The sequence below is a fragment of the Salinibacterium sp. AL4.1 genome, from assembly GCF_059767305.1.
In genome coordinates, this window is sequence record NZ_JBSOQK010000001.1 from 1,462,242 (window position 1) to 1,486,868 (window position 24,627).

Annotated in this window: 9 protein-coding genes; 2 read left to right on the forward strand and 7 right to left on the reverse strand. The window is 63.6% G+C overall.

The genetic code is table 11. The features are described from left to right. The first annotated feature begins 39 nt into the window (after window positions 1-39). Window positions 40-1,146 carry a M4 family metallopeptidase gene (locus tag ACWTV3_RS07200; RefSeq protein WP_498477492.1) on the forward strand — a complete coding sequence of 369 codons (1,107 nt, stop codon included), beginning with the start codon at window positions 40-42 and terminating at the stop codon, window positions 1,144-1,146. Window positions 1,147-1,208: 62 nt separating this feature from the next. Further along, window positions 1,209-1,604 (forward strand): protealysin inhibitor emfourin, encoded by a 396-nt coding sequence (locus ACWTV3_RS07205; protein WP_498477493.1) that lies wholly within the window; start codon window positions 1,209-1,211, stop codon window positions 1,602-1,604. A gap of 15 nt (window positions 1,605-1,619) precedes the next feature. On the opposite strand, the gene ACWTV3_RS07210 is transcribed toward ACWTV3_RS07205, so the two are convergent. The 7 genes from ACWTV3_RS07210 to ACWTV3_RS07240 all read right to left on the reverse strand — a co-directional run bounded on the left by ACWTV3_RS07210 (window position 1,620) and on the right by ACWTV3_RS07240 (window position 24,399). Beyond that, the gene (locus tag ACWTV3_RS07210) at window positions 1,620-2,510 is read right to left on the reverse strand and encodes a hypothetical protein (RefSeq protein WP_498477494.1); all 891 of its coding nucleotides are present in this window, start codon (window positions 2,508-2,510) and stop codon (window positions 1,620-1,622) included. Then, on the reverse strand, window positions 2,507-3,058 hold the full coding sequence (locus ACWTV3_RS07215; protein ID WP_498477495.1) for a signal peptidase I: 552 nt from the start codon (window positions 3,056-3,058) through the stop codon (window positions 2,507-2,509). The genes ACWTV3_RS07210 and ACWTV3_RS07215 overlap by 4 nt, the downstream gene beginning before the upstream one ends. Beyond that, the gene (locus ACWTV3_RS07220; RefSeq protein ID WP_498477496.1) at window positions 3,058-3,636 is read right to left on the reverse strand and encodes a hypothetical protein; all 579 of its coding nucleotides are present in this window, start codon (window positions 3,634-3,636) and stop codon (window positions 3,058-3,060) included. The genes ACWTV3_RS07215 and ACWTV3_RS07220 overlap by 1 nt, the downstream gene beginning before the upstream one ends. Window positions 3,637-3,808: 172 nt before the next feature. Continuing rightward, window positions 3,809-5,056 carry an NAD(P)/FAD-dependent oxidoreductase gene (locus ACWTV3_RS07225; RefSeq protein WP_498477497.1) on the reverse strand — a complete coding sequence of 416 codons (1,248 nt, stop codon included), beginning with the start codon at window positions 5,054-5,056 and terminating at the stop codon, window positions 3,809-3,811. Window positions 5,057-5,062: 6 nt separating this feature from the next. Continuing rightward, window positions 5,063-5,698 (reverse strand): TrmH family RNA methyltransferase, encoded by a 636-nt coding sequence (locus ACWTV3_RS07230; protein WP_498477498.1) that lies wholly within the window; start codon window positions 5,696-5,698, stop codon window positions 5,063-5,065. A 93-nt stretch (window positions 5,699-5,791) separates the two neighbouring features. Then, window positions 5,792-6,244, reverse strand: a complete 453-nt coding sequence (locus ACWTV3_RS07235) for a hypothetical protein (RefSeq protein WP_498477499.1) — start codon at window positions 6,242-6,244, stop codon at window positions 5,792-5,794. Continuing rightward, a complete protein-coding gene (locus ACWTV3_RS07240) occupies window positions 6,241-24,399 on the reverse strand; it encodes a CLIPPER-2 domain-containing protein (protein WP_498477500.1) in 18,159 nt (6,052 codons plus the stop codon). The genes ACWTV3_RS07235 and ACWTV3_RS07240 overlap by 4 nt, the downstream gene beginning before the upstream one ends. Window positions 24,400-24,627: the final 228 nt, after the last annotated feature.

Below are 24,627 nucleotides of genomic sequence, written 5' to 3' on the forward strand. Positions count from 1 at the left end.
CACCGTCGGTGGTCCGTGTCAGCATGAAGCATGTTCCGGATGTCGCACTCCCCCGTTTCCCCCGCTGAATCACCTCGCGCCCGGTGCGCGATTGTGCCCCCGTTTTTGCTGTCGCGAATCGCGACGCTCGACGACCCCCGCTTTGAGCGCGCCGCTCATGCCGCGCGACGATCGCTCACCGATATCGCCCACGAACATCTGGATCACGGGCGTCACGAACACACCCTCCCGCCCCGATCACTCCGCCCCGACCAGACTGCGGTTGCGCGCGGCACTGTCAGCCGTGCAATCTCGGATGCGCAAACGGGCGAGACGCTACCGGGCGTGCTCGTGCGGTCAGAGGGCGAGCCCGAGACGGGTGACGCTTCAGTCTCCGAGGCATACGACGGCCTTGGCCATACCTTCGCTCTGTTCTGGGAGGTGTTCGAGCGCGATTCGATCGACGACCGTTCTTCACCGCTCGAGGCGACTGTGCACTTTGGCCGAGAATACGACAACGCCTTCTGGGATGGCAGCCGTATGGTTTTCGGCGACGGTGACGGTGAGATCTTCACCGGCTTCACTCGCTCGCTCAGCGTCATTGGGCACGAGCTTGCGCACGGAGTCACCGAGTTCACCGCCGGGCTTGTGTACCGCGGGCAGAGTGGTGCGCTCAATGAGCACGTCTCCGACGTCTTCGGTGCTCTCGTTGAGCAGTACGCCTGGGGTCAGACCGCAGGCGAGGCATCGTGGCTCGTGGGCGAGGGCATCTTCACCGATGAGGTCGAGGGCAATGCGCTGCGATCCCTTCGCGCGCCGGGTACCGCGTATGACGACGACGTGCTCGGCAAAGATCCGCAGCCGGCGCACTGGGATGACTTCATCGTGACTCAAGAAGACAACGGTGGTGTGCACCTGAACTCGGGCATTCCCAACCGCGCCTTCTGGAGCGCTGCCGATACACTCGGCGGTTTCGCGTGGGAGCGTGCCGGTCAAATCTGGTTCGACACCCTCACCAACGATTCACTCACGCCCCGCAGCGAGTTCTCGGAGTTCGCCGCGGCTACCATCGCGGCGGCGGTTGCCCGCTTCGGCGACGGCTCCGACGAGCAGCACGCGGTTGAGGCGGGCTGGGCGCTGGTGGGAGTGGTTCCGACGGCAAGCTGAACCGCTGCGCCCTCTGGGGCTCCACCCTGTTCGCCAGCACGGCGACGGGATAGCATGCTCGTGTGAAGGTACAGGTGTGGCGCAGTGGTGGCCTCCTCGGTCGACGCGTGGAGTGGGCCGTCGTCGTCGACGAGCAGCCGGACCCCGACCAGTGGTACGTGCTGATCTCCGAGATCCCGTGGAACGAGCATCCGACCGACAACCCGATGCCCGACCGCTACACCTACGAAATCCACTGCGAACCGCACGAAGCGGTCATCCCCGAGCAGCAACTCGTTGGACCGTGGCGCGAGCTCGTTGATCGAGTGCGCGAGGCCGACACAAGCCCGCAACGCCCCCACCCCGAGTCACAGTCGCAGCCGCGACCTGGGTTAGAGCTCGAACCGGCCCCGGCACCCGGAACGCCGCACGAGCCCGCCGCCGAACCGGACACTGAACCCGAAATCGAGTGCGACTAGCGCTGCGAACGGCAGCTAGTAACCGTAAACGCAGGCCGTGATCGTGCTCGACTGAGTTCCTTTGATCGCCGTCGCCCGACCGGTTGTTATGGCGTAGCTATCGGCGGGCGGGTTATACGCGGTCGGCACCGTCGTGAACTGGTAGCCAGACCCCGGCGAGGGCGACCAGCCAACATAGTTAACCGTCTTGCCCGCGCTGAGGATGCGGTTCTTTGCGGCAGTGAGGTCCACCGTTGCCTGCCATCCGAAGAAGAATGGATTGGCCTGCAGATCGATGACCGTGCCTGTCGCGGTGGTCACGATGCAGGCCTGAGTGTCCGTCCAGGTAGTACGAGTTTGAGACACCGTGTAGTAACTCGTGGAGCCGGGGGCAGCAATCGGCGGATTACTTACGCAGATAGTAATGGTGATCTGCTGAGTCTCGGTGAGGAGCCGATTGTTGTACGACGCGTTCCAATTCGAACCGCCCGAACCAGACCCGGTGATGACAAGAGCGCTCGGTGCCGACGTGGAGAAGGAGGCTTGCGTCGAACCGCTGTAATAAATGCCGCCGGTTCCGCTCTGACCGTTGAACGGAGGCAACGTCATGTCGGCCTTCAGCTGCCAAGCGCGAGGCGTGGCATCCGTTCCGCGCACCGTCACATCGACACAAAAGCCGGCACTCGTCGGCGAAGCCGGAATGTCCCACACTGTTGAATCGAGAACGGTCGCCGTGTTGCCCGGCACGATCACGATCGAACTTGGCGTCGGAGCGGTAGCGCCCCAGGTGCCCGTTGTTGCTTCTGCGACGAACACGGCGGGGTCAGTCCAGGCTGCGACGGTTTTTTGGGGAGCGGCGGTCGTCGCTCCGGCAAACAGGAAGGCTATCGCCGCGAGAGCGATGACGGCTAGAAGAACTCTTTTCATGAGCGCGATCCTTCCGGAGTGGCAGCGTCTGCGCCCCTGCCTGCTGAGAGCGAACGCTCGGGCAACAGTGTCAACACGAGAGATGCGATGATCGCGACGGCCAACGGGATACCAATCAGCGGCGAACCGAGCGCGGTGAGCACTGCGCCCGCCTGCGGAATTGTGAGCATGGGATGCAGCACGGTATCGCCCGCTGCATACGTGTAGCTCTCCGCATCCGGAGCATCATTATCGTCGCCCTGCATTTCGAAGGCCACAGTGTCGCCCTCAGCCGTCAGGGCGATGACGCGGTGAGTAATCAGGTTGCCGGTGAAGGTCGAGGGCAAACTCGCCACGTCGCCGACCTTCACGTCGTCGACCGCAACCGGGAACGCAAGCAGCAGGTCGCCCGTCCGGATGCTGGGCTGCATCGATTCGGAGACGACAATCAGTGGCTGAATCGCACCGAAAGCGTTCGCGATCCAGAAAATTCCGGTGACGGCGCCGATCACTGCCAATACCCACAACAACCCGTCGCCGGCGGAGCGGAGCATTCGTGCCGCGCGCACTAGGGCACATCCGTCGTGCCGCTGAAGACAATCTGGACTGCGCCAGAAGAGAGCCCCTGGTACGACGTTGGCCAGTTCGCCGGAGTCGTAACGACAACGTTCAACGGCAGGGTCTCGTTCTGCGCGAGAACCGTTGAGGTAAACGCGGCGCTACTCGTGCGCACCTCAAGCACGGCCGGGGCGGTTCCACCGAAGACGCTGTTGCCGCTCACCGCGAGGGGCTGAAGCGATACGTTCAAGGGCAGATCGCCGCCGTTGCGCAAGCAAATAGCAACCGTGCGCTTCTGGTCGGGCTTGAGAGCAGCAAATTCTCCCGAGGCGAGAGTGATGGCGACGGCGCCCGCGGCGGTATCTGCCTCGACATAGGGGGATCCCTGAGCGGTCGGGCAGGTACCGTTGACCGCCAATGCGCCATACAGTTCGATGGATGCCGCCTCCGCGCTTGCCGAAAGCGTGGTCTGCGCCGTCCACGCTGCGCTCGTGGCGGCAGCACCAATACCAACCAGGGCCACGCTGGCAAGCGCCAGTCGGATGATCGTGGAAGTCTTTCGGGACTTGCCCCGGAGCCGCACAGACATAATCTCCCCCCAGAGACTGCGAGCATCCACAGATATGGTTTGCGCTCGCCTTATGACGCTATCGAGCGCCCCTGAGAATCCGCAATAATTCAACGCTTTTGCCGCGAACTGGGGGTGACATGCTCGCCCGGCTGTAGCGGGAGCGAGCTACCCGAACGCTAGAGGAGGAGCGCTAGCGCAGCGGGTCGAAGGCGGTGAGCAGCGGGTGCTTCTCGCCACCGGTGATCGAGTCGGCGAGGATCCGCCCCGTCAGCGGACCGAGGGTGACTCCCCACATGCCGTGACCGCCAGCAACGTGAACGCGTGGCGAGCGCGTGCCACCGACGAGCGGCAGACCGTCGGGAGTGCAGGGCCGTGAGCCGACCCACTCTTCTTCGCGGGCTTCCCAGTCGACTCCGTCGAACATCGGGCTGGCCGCGTTGACGATCGTCTGGATGCGGCGAGAGTCGGCGGGCGCTTCGGCTGACCGAAATTCCATCATGCCTCCCACGCGCAGCCGATCGCCGAGCGGCGTGCACGCCACGCGCTGGGCGGGCAGGTAGATCGGGTGCGTCGGAATCACGGGCGGCTTCACGCTGAAGCTGTAGCCGCGACCTGACTGCACGACTTGGCGCACGCCGAACTGGCGGGCGAGGTCGCCGAGCCAGGTTCCGGTAGCAATAACAACTTCGTTGCTGAGCACGGCATTCTGGCCCTCAACGTCGACGGCGACGCCGGCAGCGCCGAGGTCACGGATGCCCGTCGCTTTCGCGCCCTCCACGATCGTGGCTCCGCGAGCGCGCACGGATGCCGCGAGCACTTGCATGAACGAGGGCGGGTTAATGAAGCGCTGGCCGTCCACACGCAGCCCGTGGGTCACGATCTTCGAGACGCTCGGCTCGAACTCGCGCAACTCGTCGCCGGTGATTTTCTCAAAGCTCACGCGACCGCCACCGGCCGCGACCTCATCGAATTCGTGGGTGATGATGTGGCGGTCGGCCTCATTGGTGAACGCGGCGAGGAAGGGCTCGGCATGTCTGAGGGCGGCAGAGACTCCCCCGTCTTCCATGCGGTCGAACGATTCGAGGCTCCACTTGTTGATCTCGGCGAACGTGACCATGTTGCGGCGCCACATCTTGGGCGTCGAGTGGCGCGCAAAGCCCGCGAGGAAGCGCAGCAGGGTGGAGTTGGCGGCGACCGGCACGTAGACCGGCGAGGTGGGGTCGATGACGGCCTTGATGCCGACCTTGAAGATCGAGGGCTCGGGCAGCGGAAGCGTCAAGGCGGGAGCAACCCAGCCGGCGTTACCGAGCGACGCACCGGCGGCAACGCCCGTGCGGTCGAGAACCGTGACCTCAACGCCACGCTCCTGCAGAAACCAGGCTGTGCACAGCCCTACGATTCCGGCGCCAATAATGGTGACTTTCGCAGGCTGTGTCATAGTTCCCTACTTCGTGAAGCTCACGTGCTGAGTAATCCAGTTATGCATCGCTACGGCGGCCGCGGCAGAAGCATTGATGGAGCGGGTCGAACCGAACTGGCTGATCTCCACGATATCCGTGGCGGCATCGATCGCTTCGGGAGAGAGCCCGGGGCCCTCCTGGCCGAACAGCAATACGCAGCGCTTCGGCATCTCGTACGTTTCGATGATGACGCTGCCGGGCACGTTGTCGATCGCGATGATCGGCAGGTCGTTGGCTTCAGTCCACTCGACGAAGGCCGCGACATCCGGATGATGCAGCACGTGCTGGTAGCGGTCAGTAACCATGGCGCCGCGTTTGTTCCAGCGCCGACGCCCAATGATGTGCACGGTGTCGGCACCGAACGCGTTGGCGCTGCGCACGATGGAGCCGATGTTCATGTCGTGCTGCCAGTTTTCGATGGCCACATGGAACGGATGCCGCGTCACGTCGAGATCGGCAACGATCGCTTCCATGTTCCAGTAGCGATACCGGTCAATAACGTTGCGGGTATCGCCGCGTTCGAGCAGCACGGGATCGTAGTGGGGTTCGGTGGGCAACTCGCCCTGCCACGGCCCCACCCCGTTGGTCGACAGCTCGACGCTGGGGTTCGGTTCAGTCACGATTCCACGATAGTCGTCGGCGGCCCCGCCTGAGTACCGCTTCGGAGTGGCACCGCAGGTTGCGGCGCTGCCACTCTGGGCGACCCCGCGCGACTAGCCTTCGTAGCGTTCGACGCGCAGCACGCAGGTGAGCTCGTCTTCAGCGACAGGAATAACGGTTTCCCAGTCAGTGGTTGCTCCGGGCTCGGTCGCAGCGACATCCACCTGAGTGAGGGCACGGGTATCGTTGGCTCCGTTGAGCAGCGAGACGTAGATGCGGTAGGTGGCGCTGGCATCGGTCGAGTTCGTCACGACACCCGACACGGTCCATTCGTCGCCCGCGCGCTCGCACTCATTGACGGTGGAGTCAGCGAGAGCACCCTGCAGGTTCTCACCGGTGCCGGGAGCATCCGTGATGTCGGTCACGCCCGGAGTCTGCTCAGCCGAGCTCGACGTCTCTTCGGGGTCAGGCTGACCGTCGGTGCCATCATTCGTGCAACCCGCAAGCGTCAGCGCGAGGATCGCAAAAGGTACTGCGGTGGCGGTCAGTCGTGTGCGGAGCTTCATGATTCTTCCTGTCGTTGTCTTCTGCGTGCGAGCAGGATCAGAGCGAGGCCGGCGAGCAGTGTGCCCAGCCCGGTTGCGAGTGTTCCTCGGGGATCCGACCCAGTGTAAGAGAGAGCCTTGGTAGGTAGCTGCAAAGTTGTCTGTGCAGTTGCCACCACGGGGTCTCCCGAGTTGATTTCGGTGCTGGTGACCGTTGCCGTCTCGTACAGCGTTGTTCCGGCATCGCTTTCACGGATGACGTAGGTCGCCGTAGCGGTGATCGATTCGCCCGGCGCGAGCGAACCAATCGCTCCCGGCCAGGTGCCATAGCGCATGGCCGAGAGCCCGGAGCGCGGGTCGGCAATCGAGACATTCGTCAGCGGCAGCGTTCCCGTATTCGTCGCCACGTAGGTGAACGTCACAACATCGCCGGGGAAGCCCTGCTGGCCCGCACCGAGTACACCCGAGATCGTCAGCGCAATGTTCGGCACATTCGGAATCGGGAGAACGTCGGTTGCCTCTTCCGGCGCAATCGCGCCCGAGGGTGCATCAGCGTTCACTGTTGCGACGTTGGTGGTCTGTTCGACATCCACGTCACCCTGAGTGATCACATAGGTCGCCGTTGCCGTGACCGACTCCCCCGGAGCCAACTCGCCGGGAGTACCCGGCCAGTTGTAGGTGAGCGCGGAGACGCCCGGCTTGGGATCGGTGATTACGACGGCGGTGAGCGTGACGTTACCGGTGTTGACGACCTCGATGACGTAGTTCACGGTGGCACCCTGCTGGGCGAAGGTCGCGAACGAACTCGTCTTCGTGATGGTCATCGACGGGTTTTCGACGATTGGAGTTGAGCCGGTGGCCGTGTCCGTCACCACAGCACCCACTGCCGGCGTTCCCGCCGTGGAGGCGTCGGAGCTGATCGAACCAGCATCCACGTCATCCTGAGTGAGCACGTACGTTGCGGTTGCCGTGGCCGACTGGCCCGGAGCGAGAACGCCCGGAGTGCCTGGCCAGGTGATCGTCAGCGTGCTGAGATCGATCTGGTCGTCGGCGATCGTGACACCGTTCAGCGTGACATCACCGGTGTTGGTGACCTCGAAGCTGTACTCCACGGTGTCTCCCGCGTTGCCGGTCGCGCCAGCGGCGAGCACCTGTGTCTTCGTGATCTCAATGTCGGGCGAGCCTGCCGCAGTCGGAACAACGACGGTGTTCGACGTGTCGATGATGTCGTCGCCCGCCGGGTTCGTCGATGTCACGTTTGCGGTGTTCGACGCCGAACCGGCATCGAACTCAGCCTGCGTAACCTGGTAGCTCGCGGTTGCCGTAACCGACTCTCCCGGAGCGAGTACTCCGGTCGCTGCGGGCCAAGCGCCGTAGACGACCGCAGTCGTTCCGACCTTCGGGTCAGCAACGGTGACACCACTCAAGGTGGTTTCGCCCGTGTTCTCGACAGTGAAGGTGTAGTCGATCCACGAACCAACGACGACAGGGTTCACCGCGTCGCGAGGTTCGCCAGCCTTGGCAATGTCAATGCTCGACAGCGCCTCGATGAGCGGAACGATGGTCACCGCAGAGTCAGCATCAACGGCGGTTGCAGCAGGAGAGTTGCCCTCACCGGTCGCGACGTTACGTACTTCACCCGCGTCGACATCCGCCTGATCAACAAGACGGGTCGCCGTAACCGTGACGCTTTCGCCCGGTGCGAGAACGCCCGGAGCGGCCGGGTCTGGCCAGGTGTAAACGAAGCCGGTGAGTCCCGGGATCGTGTTCGAGAGCGTCACGCCGTCGAGGCTGACGTTTCCGTCATTCGTGATCGTGAACGTGTAGTCCATACCATCGCCCAGTACACCCGTAGCGCCCGCAGCAAGCGCCGCCGTGTGCGAAGTCACGATCGAGGGCTCAGCGTCTTCGGTCGGGTTAAGGACCGTGTTCGAGACGCCCTGAACTTCACTGCCATCAGGCGCAGTACCGACCGCGGTCGCCGTGTTCTCCACGGAGCCGCTATCAACATCCTCTTGAGTGATCGTGTAGACGACCGAGCCAATAGCCTGCTGGCCTGGGCCGAGAATACCGGTAGCAGAAGGGAACCTCAGGTCAGAGGGCACGACGTCAACGAGCGGGTCGATTACTCCCACAAGGTTGAGCGTCACGTTTCCGGTGTTGGTCACGGTGAAGCTGTAGGTAATCTCCGAGCCAACCTCGCCTGCGCCCGACGTCAGCGCGCCCGATTTCACCGCGGTGATGCTGGGGTCGGATGCCGCGGTCAGTTCACGGTCAACATTCGAGGTCGCCGTGACAGCGTCACCGCCCGGCGTCACTCCGCGAGCGGATGCCGTGTTGTCGACATAGCCGAGGTCAACGTCATCCTGTTCGAGAACGTACGTCGCGCTGGCCGTCGCTGACTCCCCCGGAGCCAGCACGCCACTGTTGGCGGGCCACGCGATCGAGTTGATCGAGACGTTGTCGATGCTGTCGGTGATGGTCACCGTGCGCAGCGTGACGTTTCCGATGTTGGTAACCACGATCGTGTAATCGATCGTGTCACCGGGACCGTTCTCGCCCGCAACAGCAAGCTCGCTCGACTTCGTCACCTGCAGCAGGCCATCAGCCGCAAGAGTGACGGTAGCCGGAGCAGTGGCGGTAGCCGCCGCGCCTACCGGAGGAGTTCCCTCACCGGTGACGACACTTGAGACAGCACCCGAGTCGATATCGGCCTGCGTCAGCGTCTGCACGCGAACTGCCGTGACCGTCTCACCGGGAGCAAGAACGCCCGCGACACCGGGCCAGGTGTAATCGCCCGCGGGCAACGAACCAATGAAGTCGCTCAACTCGACGCCGGTCAGCGTGACGTTGCTGGCGCTCGTGAAGCTGTAGTTCCAGGTGACAGTGTCGCCTGGAACAGCCGGGCCCGGGTTCGTCAGCGCACCGGTGTTGGTGACAGAAACGACAACGCTCGGAGCTTCCGTGGGAACCTCAACCGTGTTCGAGTTGGCGGAGATGGGGTCACCGCGCACCGGGACCGCCGTAGCGCTCGCCGTGTTCTCAACGAAACCGCGGTCAACATCCGCCTGACGGATGTCGTAGGTAGCCGTTGCGGTTACCGTCTCGTTCGGAGCAAGAGTTTCTACTGCGGTCGGCCACTGCACGTCAGGCGTGCTCATTCCGGGCAGCGGATCGGTGACAACGATCGAACCGATCGTCACGTTGCCGGTGTTGCGAACTTCGAACTCGAAGTCCACGGTGTCACCGACGCCGTTCTCGCCCGTCAGAGCGATCTCGCCCGACTTCACCACTGTCATGCTCGGCTGAGGCTGAACTGTGTACACGATGACCTCGTTGGTGGTCGCCGGAACGTCATCATTGTTCGGGTCAGTAGCACCGACATCCGCAATGTTCGAGATGTAGCCGCGGTCAACGTCGGCCTGCGTGAGCTGGACCGATGCTTCACCGATGACCGTCTCGCCGGGCAACAGAACGCCGGGCTGCGCGGGGTTCGGCCAGGTGATGACGGGAACGCTCAGTCCAGGAAGCGGATCGCGCAGTTCGCCGTCGATGAGCGTGACGTTACCCGTGTTGGTTGCTTCGAGACGGTAGTCGACCCAGTCGCCAACCTGCCCGATTCCACCGGCGCGCAGTTCGCCCCATTTTTCGGCTTCAATCTCGCCCGCAGCGACAATCGCGACTGACGCCGGAGCGTCCTCGGTGATGGCGGTGCCCGACGGCGGAGTCGCACTACCCGTCACGATATTTGCGACCGAACCAGAGTCGATGTCGGCCTGAGTCAGCGTGTACTCCGCAGTGGCAGTAACGACAGCTCCCGGTGCCAGTGTGCCCGCCGTTGCGGTCGGCCACGAGTACACGATCGCCGAAAGGTTAGGAAGCGGATCAGCCAGCGACGCCGTCGTGAGGGTCTGGTTTCCGGTGTTCGTCAGCGAGAACTCAAACTCCACGAGATCACCGGCAAAGCCGGTTGAACCGGGCGCAAGAGCGGCGCTCTTCGTGACCAAGATGTCGGCGGCAGCGGCATCCGTCGGCGTCGACTCGAGAGCCGTGTTGCTCGGAACCGCAACGTCGGTCGGAGAGGTGCCATTTGCGACAGCAGTGTTATCTACCGTGCCGGCATCCACATCAGCCTGAGTAATCGCGTAGGTGGCGGTGGCCGTTGCCGTCTCGGTGGGCGCGAGAATACCGTTCTCTCCCGGCCAATCAACGACAGGGGTGCTGAGACCCGGAAGCGGGTCGGTGATGACGATCTCATCGACCGTGACATTTCCGGTGTTCTCGACCTCGAAGGTGTAGGTGATGATGTCGCCGACACCCGCGCTGGCACCGGTACTTGACGACTTAGTCAGAGCCAGAGCCGCCGCCGCTGGTGCGACAGTGGTTTCTGTAACCGAAGTGCTCACCGTGATCGTGTCGCCAATGGGCGGCTTTCCACTGGCCGTAGCCACGTTCGAAACGCTGCCGCGATCGACGTCATCCTGCGTGATCGTGTACTCAGCGATCGCCGTAACCGTCTCACCTGGTTGCAGCTCTCCCGGGGTTCCGGGCCACGTAAATACTGGGCTACTGACACCGACAAGCGCGTCAACCAGGTTGACGAGCGTGAGCGTCACGTTACCGGTGTTGGTAATACTGAAGTCGTAGTCGATTACGTCTCCGTCATTGCCGGCGCCGTCAACGGTCCCGTCCTTGGTCACAGCCATGCTGGCCTGAGAGGCGAGCTCGACGGATGCCGTTGCAGCGTCGGTCGCGTCATCACCGCGCGGAGGCGTTCCCGAACCAGCGGCGTCGTTCTCTACGGTGCCGGCATCGATCTGCTCCTGAGTGAGCGCGGATGTCGCCGTTGCCGTTACCGATTCGCCCACCTCGAGCGTGCCGTCGGCGCCGGGCCATGTGTAGGTCAGCGCCGAGATGCCCACGAGGGAATCGACGATTTCCACGCCCGTGAGCGTCACGTTGCCGGTGTTGCTGAGCTCGAACGACCAGTTGACGATGTCGCCAGCGTCGGCGCGCGCTGGGTCAGCGAGAACACCACTCTTGGTGAGCTCCACGAGAGCGCGAATGGTTTCTGTCGGAACGGTGTTCGCTTCAGAGTCATCCGTGACGTCGGTGCCGTTGGGGTCAACACCATCAGCGGTCGCGATATTCACAACGGCGCCAGCATCCACGTCGTCCTGCGTGATTTCGTAGTCAGCAGTCGCCGTAGCGATTTCACCGGGAGCGAGCACACCGGGGCTAGCCGGGGTGGGCCACGTGATCGTGATCGCTGAGAGGTTCGGAAGCGGATCCGTCAGCGTGACTGAATCCAGCGTGACGTTACCCGAGTTGAGGATCTCGAACGAGTAGTCGATCGTGTCACCGAGGTCCGCCGTGCCCTGAGGCGCGCCTGACTTGCTCACGGTGATGTTCGGAGCGGGCAGAACGGTCGGAACGATGACCTCGTTGGAGGTCTCGACTACGAGAACTCCCGCCGGAGTTTCGGCAGACATATCTGCAATGTTCGAGATGAAGCCGCGGTCAACGTCTTCCTGCGTCAGCTCGTAGGTGGCGACGCCGATGACCGACTGGCCGACCGGGATCTCGCCAGGGTTGGCGGGGTCTGGCCAGGTGATGACCGGAACAGACAATCCAGGCAGCGGGTCGAGCAGCTGGCCGTCGTAAAGCGTGACGTTTCCGTCGTTGGTCACGGTGAGGGTGTACTGAATCGTGTCTCCAACAGCGCCGACGCCGCCGTTGAGGATGACGCCTTCCTTGAGCGGAGTAAGTACCGGAGCGGGAGTGATGGTCACCGTTTCAGCAGCGGTGTCATCCACCGTGGTCGCCGTGGGAGTGGTTCCCTCGGCCGTCACTTCGTTGTCGACCTTGCCGGCATCCACGTCAGCCTGCGTGAGCTCGTAGGTCGCAACCGCGGTCGCGCTTTCGCCCGGGGCCAGCGTTCCATCAGTAGCGGTCGGCCACGTGTAGGTCAGAGCGCTGAGTCCCGTGAGCGGGTCGGAGAGCTCGACATCGGTGAGCGTGACGTTACCGGTGTTGCGCACGGTGAACGAGTACTCGACGATGTCGCCGGCAAAGCCGGTAGCACCCGCCTCGAGTTCACCATCCTTTGTGGTCTCGATCGCGGCAGCAGCAGTGACAGTTGGCACGTCAATGGGGCCAACCGAATCGTCAACGGCACCGAGTGGTGACGTGGCGTCGACATCCGCCGAGTTGCTCACGTAACCGAGGTCAATGTCGTTCTGCGTGATGGCGTACCACGCGGTAGCTGTGGCCACCTCAGCGGGAGCGAGCTCGCCGTCGGCACCGGGCCACGAGTAAACGATGGTCGACAGTCCCACCAGTGGGTCGTCGATTGCGACACCCGTGAGGGTCGTGTTGCCGGTGTTTTCTAGCGTGAACTCGTACTGCACGAGATCGCCCAGAGCCGCGCCATCCGGCGTAGTCCCGACCTTGTCGATCGTGACCGAAGCCGTGCGTGCGATCGTGGGGTTTACCGCCGGGTCAGAGAACTCGAGGTACTCGGAGCCATCGGGCAGTGATCCCACGGCTTCCGCGGTGTTCGTCACTTCACCCGCGTCAACGTCTTCCTGCGTGATCGTGTAATTCGCCGTCGCCGTTGCCGTCTCGCCCGGAGCAAGCACACGGTCGACGCCGGGCCACGTGATGACCGGCGAGCTAACACCGGGCATCGAGTCAATGAGAACAACACCGGTGAGGGTGACGTTTCCGGAGTTAGTGATGCTGAAGCTGTAGTCGACGACGTCGCCTACTTCGCCCAGCTGGGTTCCCAAATCGCCCGACTTCGTGATGGTGAAGTTCGGGGCTGCCGTGAGAGGAAGGGTTGCGGAAGCCGGCTGCGTTACAGCGGAACCCGTGGGCGGAACGCCCATCGCGTTGACACTGTTGGCCACAGAACCAGCATCGATATCGCTCTGCAGCAGCGTGTACGTCGCTGTGGCCGTAACGTCATCGCCCGGGTTGAGCAGCCCGTCTGTCGCCGTCGGCCACGCGCCAAACGTCACGCCGGTGAGACCCGGCAGCTGGTCGATCAGATCGACGGATGTCAGCGAAACGTTTCCATCGTTGGTGACCGTGAAGCTGTACTCCACGGTGTCGCCCGCGACGCCCGTAGCGCCGGCCGCGAGGGCCGCGCTCTTTGTCGCACTGAGCGAGGGGTCAGCCTCGACGATCTCGGTGACGACCTCGGGTGAGGAGCCAGTAACCGGAGTGCTTTGCGCACCGGTTCCGCTGGCGGTTGCCGTGTTCACGACCTCTCCCGCGTTCACGTCGTCCTGAGTGATTATGTAGGTCGCTGTAGCGTCAACGCTTTCGCCGGGCGCGAGCGTCTGCGTGGTGTTCGCGGCAGGCCAGTCGACCGAGAGACCGGTGAGTCCGGGCAACGGGTCAGTAAGGGTGATGCCGTCGATCGTGACGTTTCCGTCGTTAGTGATCGTGAACGAGTAGGCGATCTCGTCACCGAGCTCGCCGTCGTCTGCAACAACGGCACTCTTGTCGACGGTCAGGATGGGAGCGGGCCGCACCGTCGGGATGACGACGGTGTTACTAGCCTGAGGAACAACGACGTTGTTAGGCGTCAATGCTTGAACATCTGCCGTGTTCTCGATGTAACCGAGATCGACATCAGCTTGAGTCAGCGCGTACTCCGCGGTTCCGGTGACCGACTCACCGACGCCCAAAACGCCGGGCTGGGCAGGGTCTGGCCAGACGATGTTGGGGTCACTGATGCCGGGGAGCGGGTCAACCAGCTGTCCAGCGTGCAGCGTGACGTTACCGGTGTTCGTGGCGGTAACGGAGTAGTCGATGATGTCGCCGACTTCACCGATTCCACCAGCGCGAAGCTCGCCCGTCTTGACGGCGCTCAGACTCGCGTCGGGTTCAACAACGACCGTCGCGGCCACTTGAGTGCCGTCGACGTCATCGGTGTTGGGATCAACGCCGGATGGCGTGGCGAGGTTCACGACAGAACCAGAGTCCACGTCGCTCTGCTTGAGCTCGTACGTCGCTACCGCTGTTGCGGTCGCGCCCGGAGCCAAGACGCCGTCGGTCGCGGTGGGCCAGGTGTACGTGATCGCCGAGAGATCTACGAGCGGATCCGCCAGCGTCACTCCGGTGAGCGTGACGTTGCCATCGTTTGTGATGGTGAACGAGAATTCGACGGTGTCGCCGGCTTCACCCTCAGAACCGGATTCCAGCGCGCCGGTCTTGGTCGCCGAAATAGCAGCGGTCTGAGTGACGAGAGGCGTGACGGCGGCGGGTGAGTCGTCCGTGACGGCAGCGCCGTCGCGAGCAGACTCGGCGTCACCGGTCGCGGTGTTGCTCACCGAACCAGCATCGACATCCGCCTGAGTGATTGTGTAGTTCGCCGTGGCCGATACGGACTCGCCGGGAGCAAGTTCGCCATCGACGCCAGAGACCCATTCGCCGTAGACGAGAGCACTGAGGCCTGCGAGCGAGTCGGTGATCGCGGCATCCGTCAGCGTGACGTTTCCGTCGTTGAGCAGCGTGATCGTGTAGCTGATGGTGTCGCCGACGACACCGGTGCCGTTGAGCACGGCGGCCTTGGTGGTGACAAGAACGGGAGCGGCAGCATCGGTCGTGACGGTGACGGTGTTGGAGTCCTCATCGAGGATGTCGCCAGCGGGCGTCGACGCGAGCACGCTTGAGTCGTTGTCGACAGAACCGTTATCGATGTCGTCCTGAGTGAGTTCGTACGTCGCCGTGGCGGTGAGAACGTCATTCGGGCCGAGCGAACCGGCAGGGTTGCCGTCCCAATCGTCATAACTAATCGCCGAAACGCCATCGAGCTGATCAATGATGCTGATGGAGCTCAGCGTGACGTTGCCGGTGTTGGTGACCGTGAACGTGAAGGAAACCGTGTCTCCGAGACCACGGTCGGCAGGAGCTGCGTCCTCCGACTTGACGATCGTGATTCCGGCGTCGGGAGCGAGTGGCACGGTTGCCGCGGTGGTCGCGTTAGCGACGGCACCGCGCGACGGAGTACCGGATGCGGTCACGGTGTTCACGACGGAACCCGAGTCGACATCCGCCTGCGTCACAACGTAGTCATCGGCCGTTGCCAACACGCTGTCGCCGGGATCGAGCTGGCCAGAGACGCCGCTGGGGAACGTGCCGAAGACGGGAGTGACCCCCGCCAAAGCATCGTTGAGGGTCACACCACTGAGCGTGACGTTACCGGTGTTGGTAACGGTGAAGCTCCAGTCGATCAGGTCGCCCGCATCTTGGGCGGCGGTGCCGGACTTCGTGACCGAGATGCCGGGAGCGGCGGCCGCTGTCGGAGTCGTCACCGAAGAGACCGGGCTTTCGATCGGCACAGCGCCGAGGAGCGTTCCCTCTGACTTCACCGTGTTCGTTACCGAACCGGCGTCGAGATCCGCTTGAGTGATCGTGTAATTCGCCGTTGCCGTCGCGATCTCGCCGGGCAAGAGGGTCGTCGAGGAAAGCGTCGGAGTCGCAGCGCCGAGGAGCGGATCGTTAAGAACAAGGTTGTCGACCGTGACGTTACCGGTGTTCTCCACGGAGAACGAGTAGGTGATCTGAGTTCCCGCAGCCGCGGGGCTCGGAACCGTGCTTGCCGTTTTGATCGTGGTCAACTCGGGACGCTGCAAACCAGTCGCCACCGTTACCGGGCCAGACGATGCATTGACCTCGGGAGCGCCTCCGGGAGGCTGGGCGCTGACGGTCGCGGTGTTCGTGACTGTGCCGAGGTTAATGTCATCTTGATCGATAACGTACGAGGCGGTCGCAACGGCGGTCTCGCCGGGCGCGAGTTCGTTGTCGGCTCCCGGCCAGACAAACGTCGGGGTACCGAGGCCGGGAAGGCTGTCGACCAAAGTGACGACGGTGAGAGTCTGGTTTCCCGTATTGCGCATCGTCATGGTGAAGACAACAGTGTCGCCGAGGACTCCATCGCCGATCACTTCGGAGGTCTTTTCCACCGTGATGCCGGGGTTAGGAGTAATCGACACCGTTTCGGAGTCGGTCTCGGTGAACGGCGTTCCCGACGGCGGGGTCGCGGTGAGCGTTGCGGTGTTACTGACCGAGCCAGCATCTACATCGGACTGCTTCACCGTGTAGTTGGCGGTTGCCGTGACGGTTTGACCCGGGGTGAGCACACCAGCAGTGCCCGGCCAGGTGTACGAAATCGTGCCGAGATCAGTCAGTGGATCGCTGACGGCAACGCCCGTGAGCGTGACGTTTCCGGTGTTCTTTGTCGTGAAGGTGTACGTGATCACATCGCCGGCAACGCCGACAGAACCGGCCGCGAGGGCTCCAGTTTTGGAGAACGTCGCGACGGGGTTAGCGGCGACCGTCGGAGTGATGACCTGGTCCGAGGGGTCGGTGATGACGCCGGCGGAGGGCGACGTGCCCTGACCCGTTGCCGTATTCGTGACGGAGCCCGCGTTCACATCGGACTGCTTGATCGTGTACTTCGCGGTGGCGACAACCTGCGTGTTGGGTTGCAGTGTTCCCGTCACTCCGCCTGGCCACGCGCCGTAGGTGAGCGTGCTGAGGCCCGAGAGCGGGTCACTCGCCGACACCGACGTGAGGGTCGTGTTTCCCGTGTTGCGCACGGTGATCGTGTACGTGATGACGTCGCCGACGGCACCGGTTCCGGCAACGCTCGAGGTCTTGGTGGTCAGGATGCCGGGAACGCGCGTGGCGGTCGGGGTCGCAACGGCGGCAGACGACGCTGTGGTGTTCGGGCCAGCGGGCGGCTTGCCCGAAACCGACGCCGTGTTGTTTACAACGCCAGCGTTCTGGTCGGCCTGGCGGATGACGTAGTCAGCGGTTGCCGTGATGGTCTGACCGGGAGCGAGGCGGCCTACCGTGCCGCTGGTCCAGGTGCCGTAGGTGAGTGCGCTGAGACCGGGGAGCGGGTCGGCGATGATCACGTTGGTCAGCGTGACGTTACCGGTGTTCTCCGCGGTGAAGGTGTAGCGGATGGTGTCGCCCACGACGCCCGTGCCGGGAGCAACGATGGCCGCCGTCTTGTCGAGCGTGATCGTGGAGTTCGATGCGAGGGGAAGGGTTGCCGGAGCAGTGGCCGTTGCGGGTGAACCACGCGGCGGAGTACCCGATCCATTAGCGGTGTTCGAGACAGCGCCGGCGTCGATGTCAGCCTGAGTGAGAACGTACGTCGCGGTCGCCGAAACGCTCTGGCCCGGAGCCAAGGTTCCTGCCGTCGATGGCCAGGTGCCGTAGGTGACGGCGGAGATGCCGGGGAGAGAGTCAGTAACCGATACCGAGGTAAGCGTCACATTGCCCGAGTTCGTGAGCGCGAGGCTCCACGTGACAACGTCACCAGCAACACCCTGCGCACCCGGTGCGAGAGCGCCCGACTTGGTCACACCGATCTTCGGTGCAGACGCGATCGTCGGCGTGACGAGCTGCGGCGACGGAGCAGTGACGACAGCGCCGGTCGGAGGCGTTCCCGTGGCCGTCGCAGTGTTCTTGACCGAACCGGCGTCGACATCCGCCTGCGTGATTGTGTAGGTGGCGGTACCGGTGACGGTGCCGTTGGGGTTGAGCTGGCCGCTGACGCCACCCGACCATACGTAGGTTGGGGTGCTGAGACCCGAGAGGGGGTCGGTCAGGGTGACGCCCGTGAGCGTCACGTTACCGGTGTTCTTCGCGGTGAACGTGTACGTAATCGTGTCGCCGATCACGCCGGTTCCGGTGCCACCCACCACAGCGCTCTTGGTGGTGACGAGTGCGGGAGACGCCGCAACCGTGGGCACGACCGCCTGCGTCGAGGTTGCTGTAGCAACCGGGCCCGACGGCGGTGTTCCGGATGCCGTAGCCGTGTTCTTCACAGAGCCCGCGTTCACGTCGGACTGCTTGATTGTGTACGTCGCCGTCGCGGTTACCTGCGCGTTGGGAGCGAGAACTCCGGTGGTGCCGCTCGGCCACGTGCCGAAGGTCACAGCCGAGAGATCCGCGAGAGAGTCAGTGATGCCGACGCTCGAGAGCGTGACGTTACCGGTGTTCTTGACGACGAAGGAGAAGGTGACGGTGTCGCCGACCTTGTTCGCGCCCGCCGCGGTAGCGCCGGTCTTGGAGACAGTGAGCTTGGCGGTCGTAGCGAGAGGCACTGTGGCGCTGCTCGTCTTCGGAGCAGCGGCGCCGCCGATGACTCCCGTGCCCGTTGCCGTCGCGGTGTTCGCGATCGAACCCGCATCGACATCCGATTGCTTCACCGTGTACGTCGCGGTAGCAGTGACTTGAGTGTTTGGCGCGAGCGTTCCTGTGGTGCCCGACGGCCACGTTCCGTAAGTGATCGCCGAGAGGCCCGAGAGGGGGTCGGTTACCGCAGCATCCGTGATCGTGACGTTTCCGGTGTTACGGATGACGAAGCTGTACGTGACGACCTCGCCAGCAACTGACGTGGAGCCAGCCGGCAGCGTGCCCGACTTCACCAGCGACAGAGTGGGGGCCGGGGTGACCGTGGTCGTGACCACGGGGTTGGAGTCATCGTCAACGGGAACCGCGCCCGGAGCGGTGCCATCAGCCGACGCAATGTTGGTGATGGAGCCAGCGTCAACATCCGACTGCCTCACGGTGTAACTCGCAAGAGCGGTTGCCGTCTGGCCCGGAGCGAGGGTGCCCGCAACGCCAGGCCACGTGATGACCGGTGTCGCCAGGCCCACGAGCGAGTCGGTCAGAGTGACACCCGTGATGGTCTGGTTTCCCGTGTTCGCGATCGAGATCGAGTACGTGATCGAGTCGCCAACTTTGGCACCCGAAGTCACGTTGGCCGACTTCGTGGTGGTGAGCTGAGGCGCACCCGTGATCGTGGGCACGTTGGCGGTCGACGGCGCAGAGGTCGCGGTTGCGTTTGTCGGAGTCTTGCCCGAGACAGTCGCCGTGTTCGCTACCGAACCAGCGTTGACGTCAGCCTGCTTCACCGTATAGGTGGCTGTTGCTGTCGCCGTCTCGCCCGGAGCAATGCGCCCGGCAGTCGCGGTGGGCCAGGTGTAGACGGGTGCCGAAAGCCCCACGAGCGAGTCCGCAATGGCGACCCCCGTCATCGTGACGTTTCCGGGGTTAGTGATCGTGAACGAGAAGGTCATCGTGCTGCCGACTCCGCCGGTGCCCGACGTGACAGCACCCGTCTTCGCCACGGCGAGAGCACCGTTCGCGGCGACAGCAACGGTGGCCGGGTCAGTGGCCGAGACAGCAGCACCGGTGGGAGGTGTACCGCGCGTGGTTGCCGTGTTGGCGACCGAGCCAGCGTCGACATCCGACTGCTTCAAAATGTAGGTTGCCGTGGCAGTAACCTGCGTGTTCGGTAGCAAGCGGCCTGCGGTTCCGCTGGGCCACGTACCGAACGTGACGGCGGAAAGTCCGGGCAGTGGGTCGGTGATTCCCACGCTCGTGAGCGTGACGTTACCCGTATTGCGCACCACGAAGCTGTAGTTGACGGTGTCGCCAGCAACGCCGGTCGCCCCGGGCGCCAGCACGCCATCCTTGGCGAGCGAGATCGTACGCACGGAAGCGATCGTGGGCGTCGTGACCTGCGCCGAGGGGTCAGTGACAGTGGTTCCGCCGAAGTTGCCGGTAGACGTTGCGGTGTTCTTGACCGAACCAGCATCGACATCGGACTGCACGATTGTGTAGGTCGCCGTGGCGGTGACCTGCGCGTTAGGCGCAAGTGTTCCGGCAACCCCGCCGGGCCACGTGCCGTAAGTCAGCGCCGAAAGTCCTGTGAGTGGGTCGGCAATGGAGACGCCCGTCAGCGTGACGTTACCGGTGTTCTTCGCAACAAACGTGTACGTGATGACATCGCCCACCGCGCCAGTCCCTGCAACGCTTGCGGACTTCTGCGTATCAATCGCGGGAGCCGAAGCCACTGTCGGAACGACTGCCTGCGGCGACGTCGCTGAAACAGTTCCGCCGCCGGGGATGGTGCCGGATGCCGTCGCCGTGTTCTTGACCGAGCCCGCGTTAACGTCAGCTTGCTTGATGGTGTACGTCGCGGTAGCGGTGACCTGAGTGTTGGGGGCCAGCGTGCCTGCCGTGCCACTCGGCCACGTGCCGAATGCGACGGCGGAGAGGTCCGGCAGGGTATCGGTGATGCCGACGCCAGTGGCGGTGACGTTACCGGTGTTGCGCACGACGAAGGAGAACGTGATGGTGTCTCCGACAGAGCCGTTACCGGTCGTGATCGCACCCGACTTGGAGACGGTGAGTGCGGGGCCAGCCGTGATCGGAACCGTGGCGGGGCTGACGCTGGTGACGGCGGCACCGGTGGGCGGGGTTCCTGAACCGGTTGCTGTGTTCGAAACCGAGCCGGCATCCACGTCACTCTGCTTCAGCGTGTAGGTCGCTGTTGCCGTAACCGACTGCCCCGGGGCGAGCGTACCGGCGGTGCCGGACGGCCACGTGCCGTAAGTCAGCGCAGAAAGATCGGGCAGCGAGTCGGCTGCCGACACGGAGGTCAGGGTCACGTTGCCCGCGTTGGTGAGTTTGATCGAGAAGTTCACAGTGTCGCCAGCGCGGCCGGTAGAGCCGGCGGCGAGCGCGCCCGACTTGAGCGTGGTGATGACGGGGTTCGCGGCCGCTGTCGGAACGGTGACCTCGTCCGAGGGGTCAGTCACGGTGGTTCCACCGTGGGTTCCGCTACCGGTTGCCGTGTTCCTGACCGAGCCGGCATTCACATCGGACTGCTTAATTGTGTAGGTCGCGACCGCGGTAACGGTCTGGCCGGGAGCAAGAACGCCCGTAGCACCGGGCCACGTGTAGGTCAGTGCCGAGAGGCCGGAAAGCGGGTCAGTAATCGTGACGCCAGAGAGCGTGACGTTTCCATCGTTCTTCGCGGTGAACGAGTAGTTGATGACGTCGCCGACCTTGCCGGTTCCCGAACCGGCGAGTGCTGCCGACTTTGTGGTCGTGATGACGCGGGTCGGTGCGACCGTGGGCACAACAGACTCGGCGGAAGGCTGGGTCACTGTGGCGCCGGTCGGAGTCTTAGCCGTGGCGGTTGCCGTGTTCTTGACCGAACCGGCATCCACGTCAGACTGCTTGACCGTGTAGGTGGCGGTACCGGTGGCGGTCTGGCCCGGAGCGAGCACTCCCGAGGCACCGGGCCACGTTACCGAGATGGGGCTCAGACCCGAGAGCGGGTCAGCCAGAACGACCTGGCTCAGGGTGACGTTTCCGTCATTCTTCACGCTGAAGGTGTACGTGACGACGGAGCCGACAGCGCCGGATCCCGTTGTGTAGGCACCCGACTTGGTGACGATCATCTTGGCGTCGGCCGTGATCGGAACGGTAGCGGGCGTCGTGCGCGTCACGTCAGCTCCGGTCGGAGGGGTGCCCTTCGCGGTCGCGCTGTTCACGATGGCGCCGGCATCAACATCCGACTGCTTCACCGTGTAGGTGGCCGTTGCGGTAACGGACTGACCGGGCGCAAGGGTGCCGACGGTTCCGGGCCACGTGCCGTACGTGATGGCAGAGAGGCCGGAGAGCGGGTCAGTGATTCCCGCGTTCGTGAGGGTCACGTTGCCCGAGTTGGTGAGAACGAACGAGTAGTTCACGGTGCCGCCCGCGGTCGAGCCGCCCGCGAGCGCTCCCGACTTAGTCAGCGAGACGGCGGGAGTGCGCGTTTGCAGCGGAACATCCACGCGAGGGGATGCCGCAGTAACAGCAGTGCCGCTGGGCGACGTTCCCGAGCCGGTGGCGGTGTTGCGCACCAGTCCGGCATCCACGTCGGACTGTTTCACGGTGTAGGTCGCGGTGGCGGTCACGGTCTGGCCCGGAGCGAGAGTTCCGGCGGTTCCCGGCCACGAGTAGGTCAGAGCGGAGAGCCCGACGAGCGGGTCAGCGATCGTCACGCCGGTGAGGGTGACGTTTCCGGTGTTCTTGGCGCTGAAGTTGTAGGTGACAACGCTGCCGACGCCCTTGGGGTTGGCTACGGTGCCCGACTTCGTGGTGGTGAGCCCCGGAGCTGCTGGCGCTGTTGCCAAGGTCACTTCATTGCTGAGGCCCGTGACGGCAACGTTCTTGGGGGTGCGGCCAGTCGACGTGGCCTGGTTCACGATCTTGCCGGCGTTAACGTCGGCCTGCTTCACCGTGTAGGTCGCGGTTCCCGTGGCGGTTTGGCCTGGGGCAAGACGACCGGCGGTTCCTGGCCACGTGACTGCAATGGCAGACAACCCGGTGAGGGGGTCAGTCAAGGTCACCGAGGTAAGGGTGACGTTACCGGTGTTCTTGACCGAGAACGAGTAGTTGACGGTGTCGCCGACGTTACCGACTCCAGCGCCGGCGTACGCGGCAGTCTTCTTGGTTTCGAGAACAGCATTCACCGGGATGGGAGTGGTGCGGTTGGCCGTCGCGACGGGCTTCACGCCGCCGTCGGCATCTGTTCCGGTGGCGGTCGCCGTGTTCGCGATCGAGCCAGCATCCACGTCGGCCTGAGTCAGGGTGTAGGTCGCCGTACCGGTGGCGGAAGCGCCAGCCGCAAGCGCACCAGCGGTTCCCGTCGGCCAGGTGTAGGTAATCGCCGAGAGACCGGGAAGCGGGTCGGTGACCGCGACGCCAGTGAGGGGCGAGTCGCCGTTGTTCTTGATGGTGAAGGTGTAGTTGAGGGTGTCGCCTGCGCGGCCCGTAGCTCCACCGGCGAGCGCGCTCGTCTTGGAGAGCGCAATCGAGGAGAGCAGTACGCGGGTAGAGTCCTCCCCGGATGCGGGGCTATCTCCCACGACTGTGCTCGCTGTAGCCGAGGCAGTGGAGTCATAACTGGCTGTTGTTGGCCCGTTCGCTACGCAGGTGTAGGTGTATGACTCAAGCGGGGCCAGTGTCACCCCCGTGAGCGTACGTGCACAGTCTGTTTGGTCATCCGCGACGACAATGTTCTGCAGAATTCCGACGCCGGAGTTGGTCACGGTAATGGTGAACGTTGCCGCTTCGGTTGCCGTGCGCGATTGCTGATCGAGCGTTCCGTCGTAGGTCTTGGAGATATTGATTCCGGCACTGGGCACAGAAAGGATGGCGTTCTGTAGCAAGTAGGAGTCACCGCTCGTGCTCATGCGGAGGTTCACCGAGGTGTCGCCAGCCTGCACGTTGGGCAAATCGACGGTTGCGACATCCACACTCTGGTTAGTGAAGGGACCAACGTCGAGCGGAGCGGTGTATCGAACAGAGCCCTCCCCTCGGCCAATACCGATGTTGCCATTATTGCCCGCACTATTCGCTATCTGCGTATAGCCACCGTTGCCGCGCGAGTATTCGGCAATATCACCCTGGATGATGCGGTCACCTTCGTACAGCGAGAAGCCAGCGCGGGTTCCGGTTTCAATAGCGCTGAACCCGTTGAAGGCAACTGTCAACGGTGCCTCAGCGGCGGTCATTCGAACGTGACCTTCGTAGAAGATGATGCGGTGCGGCTGCGAGAGCGGCTGGGTCGGGATGTAGATGCCGTAGTCATAGACGACGGTGAGCGTCCAGCCGGCGTAGCAACCAGCTCCCTGTGGTGCCCACAGGTCTCCAGCGGAAATGGTGAGTGGTGTTCCGGTGACGGCTCCGGTGAAGGACGTCGTAACGTCAGCACTGGCGCTGTAGTAAATCGACGTGGGCGTGCCGACAGGGTCTTCCAGCATTGTCGTGGGCGCGATCGTCGTGACCGGGCCGAGGCCGACCTGGAGTTTCGCCGGCGACGTGCGGTACCCCGTCGGGGAACCGGCAGGCATCGTGGCGATTCCGCGCGTGGCATTCGGCGTTGCACAGGCATAGTCGCTCACGCCGGTGTACGAGCCGGTGTTTGCGCTCCAGCTGAGAATCGCTTTCTCGACCGACGCACCGGCGGGAATCGTGATGTTCGCCGAGCTGGAGTTGGTGGTGAAGCCGGCTACCGTGTTCGAGTTTTCGAGGTAGAAGTTGTCATTGGCGGTATTGATGTTGCCGCCGGAGGCCGAGTGCAAGTCGGTACACGTACCGATTTGGGCGGCCGTATAGAGCGGGCGATTACAGGCGAGCACGCCGTTACCGGCCATGAGGAAATCGCCGTTGACGGTGGTCTGGTAGCTGGGAGACGTACCGGCGTTGGTACCCCATTGCACAACAGCAGCTTCGGCAGAAGTCGTCGGCATGACGGTGAGACCGGTAACGAGAAGACCGAAGGCGACGATTGACGCCACACCCCGCATTAACGTGCTTCGAGCGCTACGCCGAGTGCGCTCTACGCCAATGCTGTTGTGCCGCAATTCTCTCTCCCCCGGGTTTAAATCCCTGACTTTGCGGGTCATCGCATCGTCAATGATTTGCCCTTCGGGTGAGCGCATCTCCCTTAACCATAAACCAGTGATTGAGGATTAACACGAGAAAGACAGGTTTTTCTCGTGTATTTGTAGTGCAAATGTGATGCA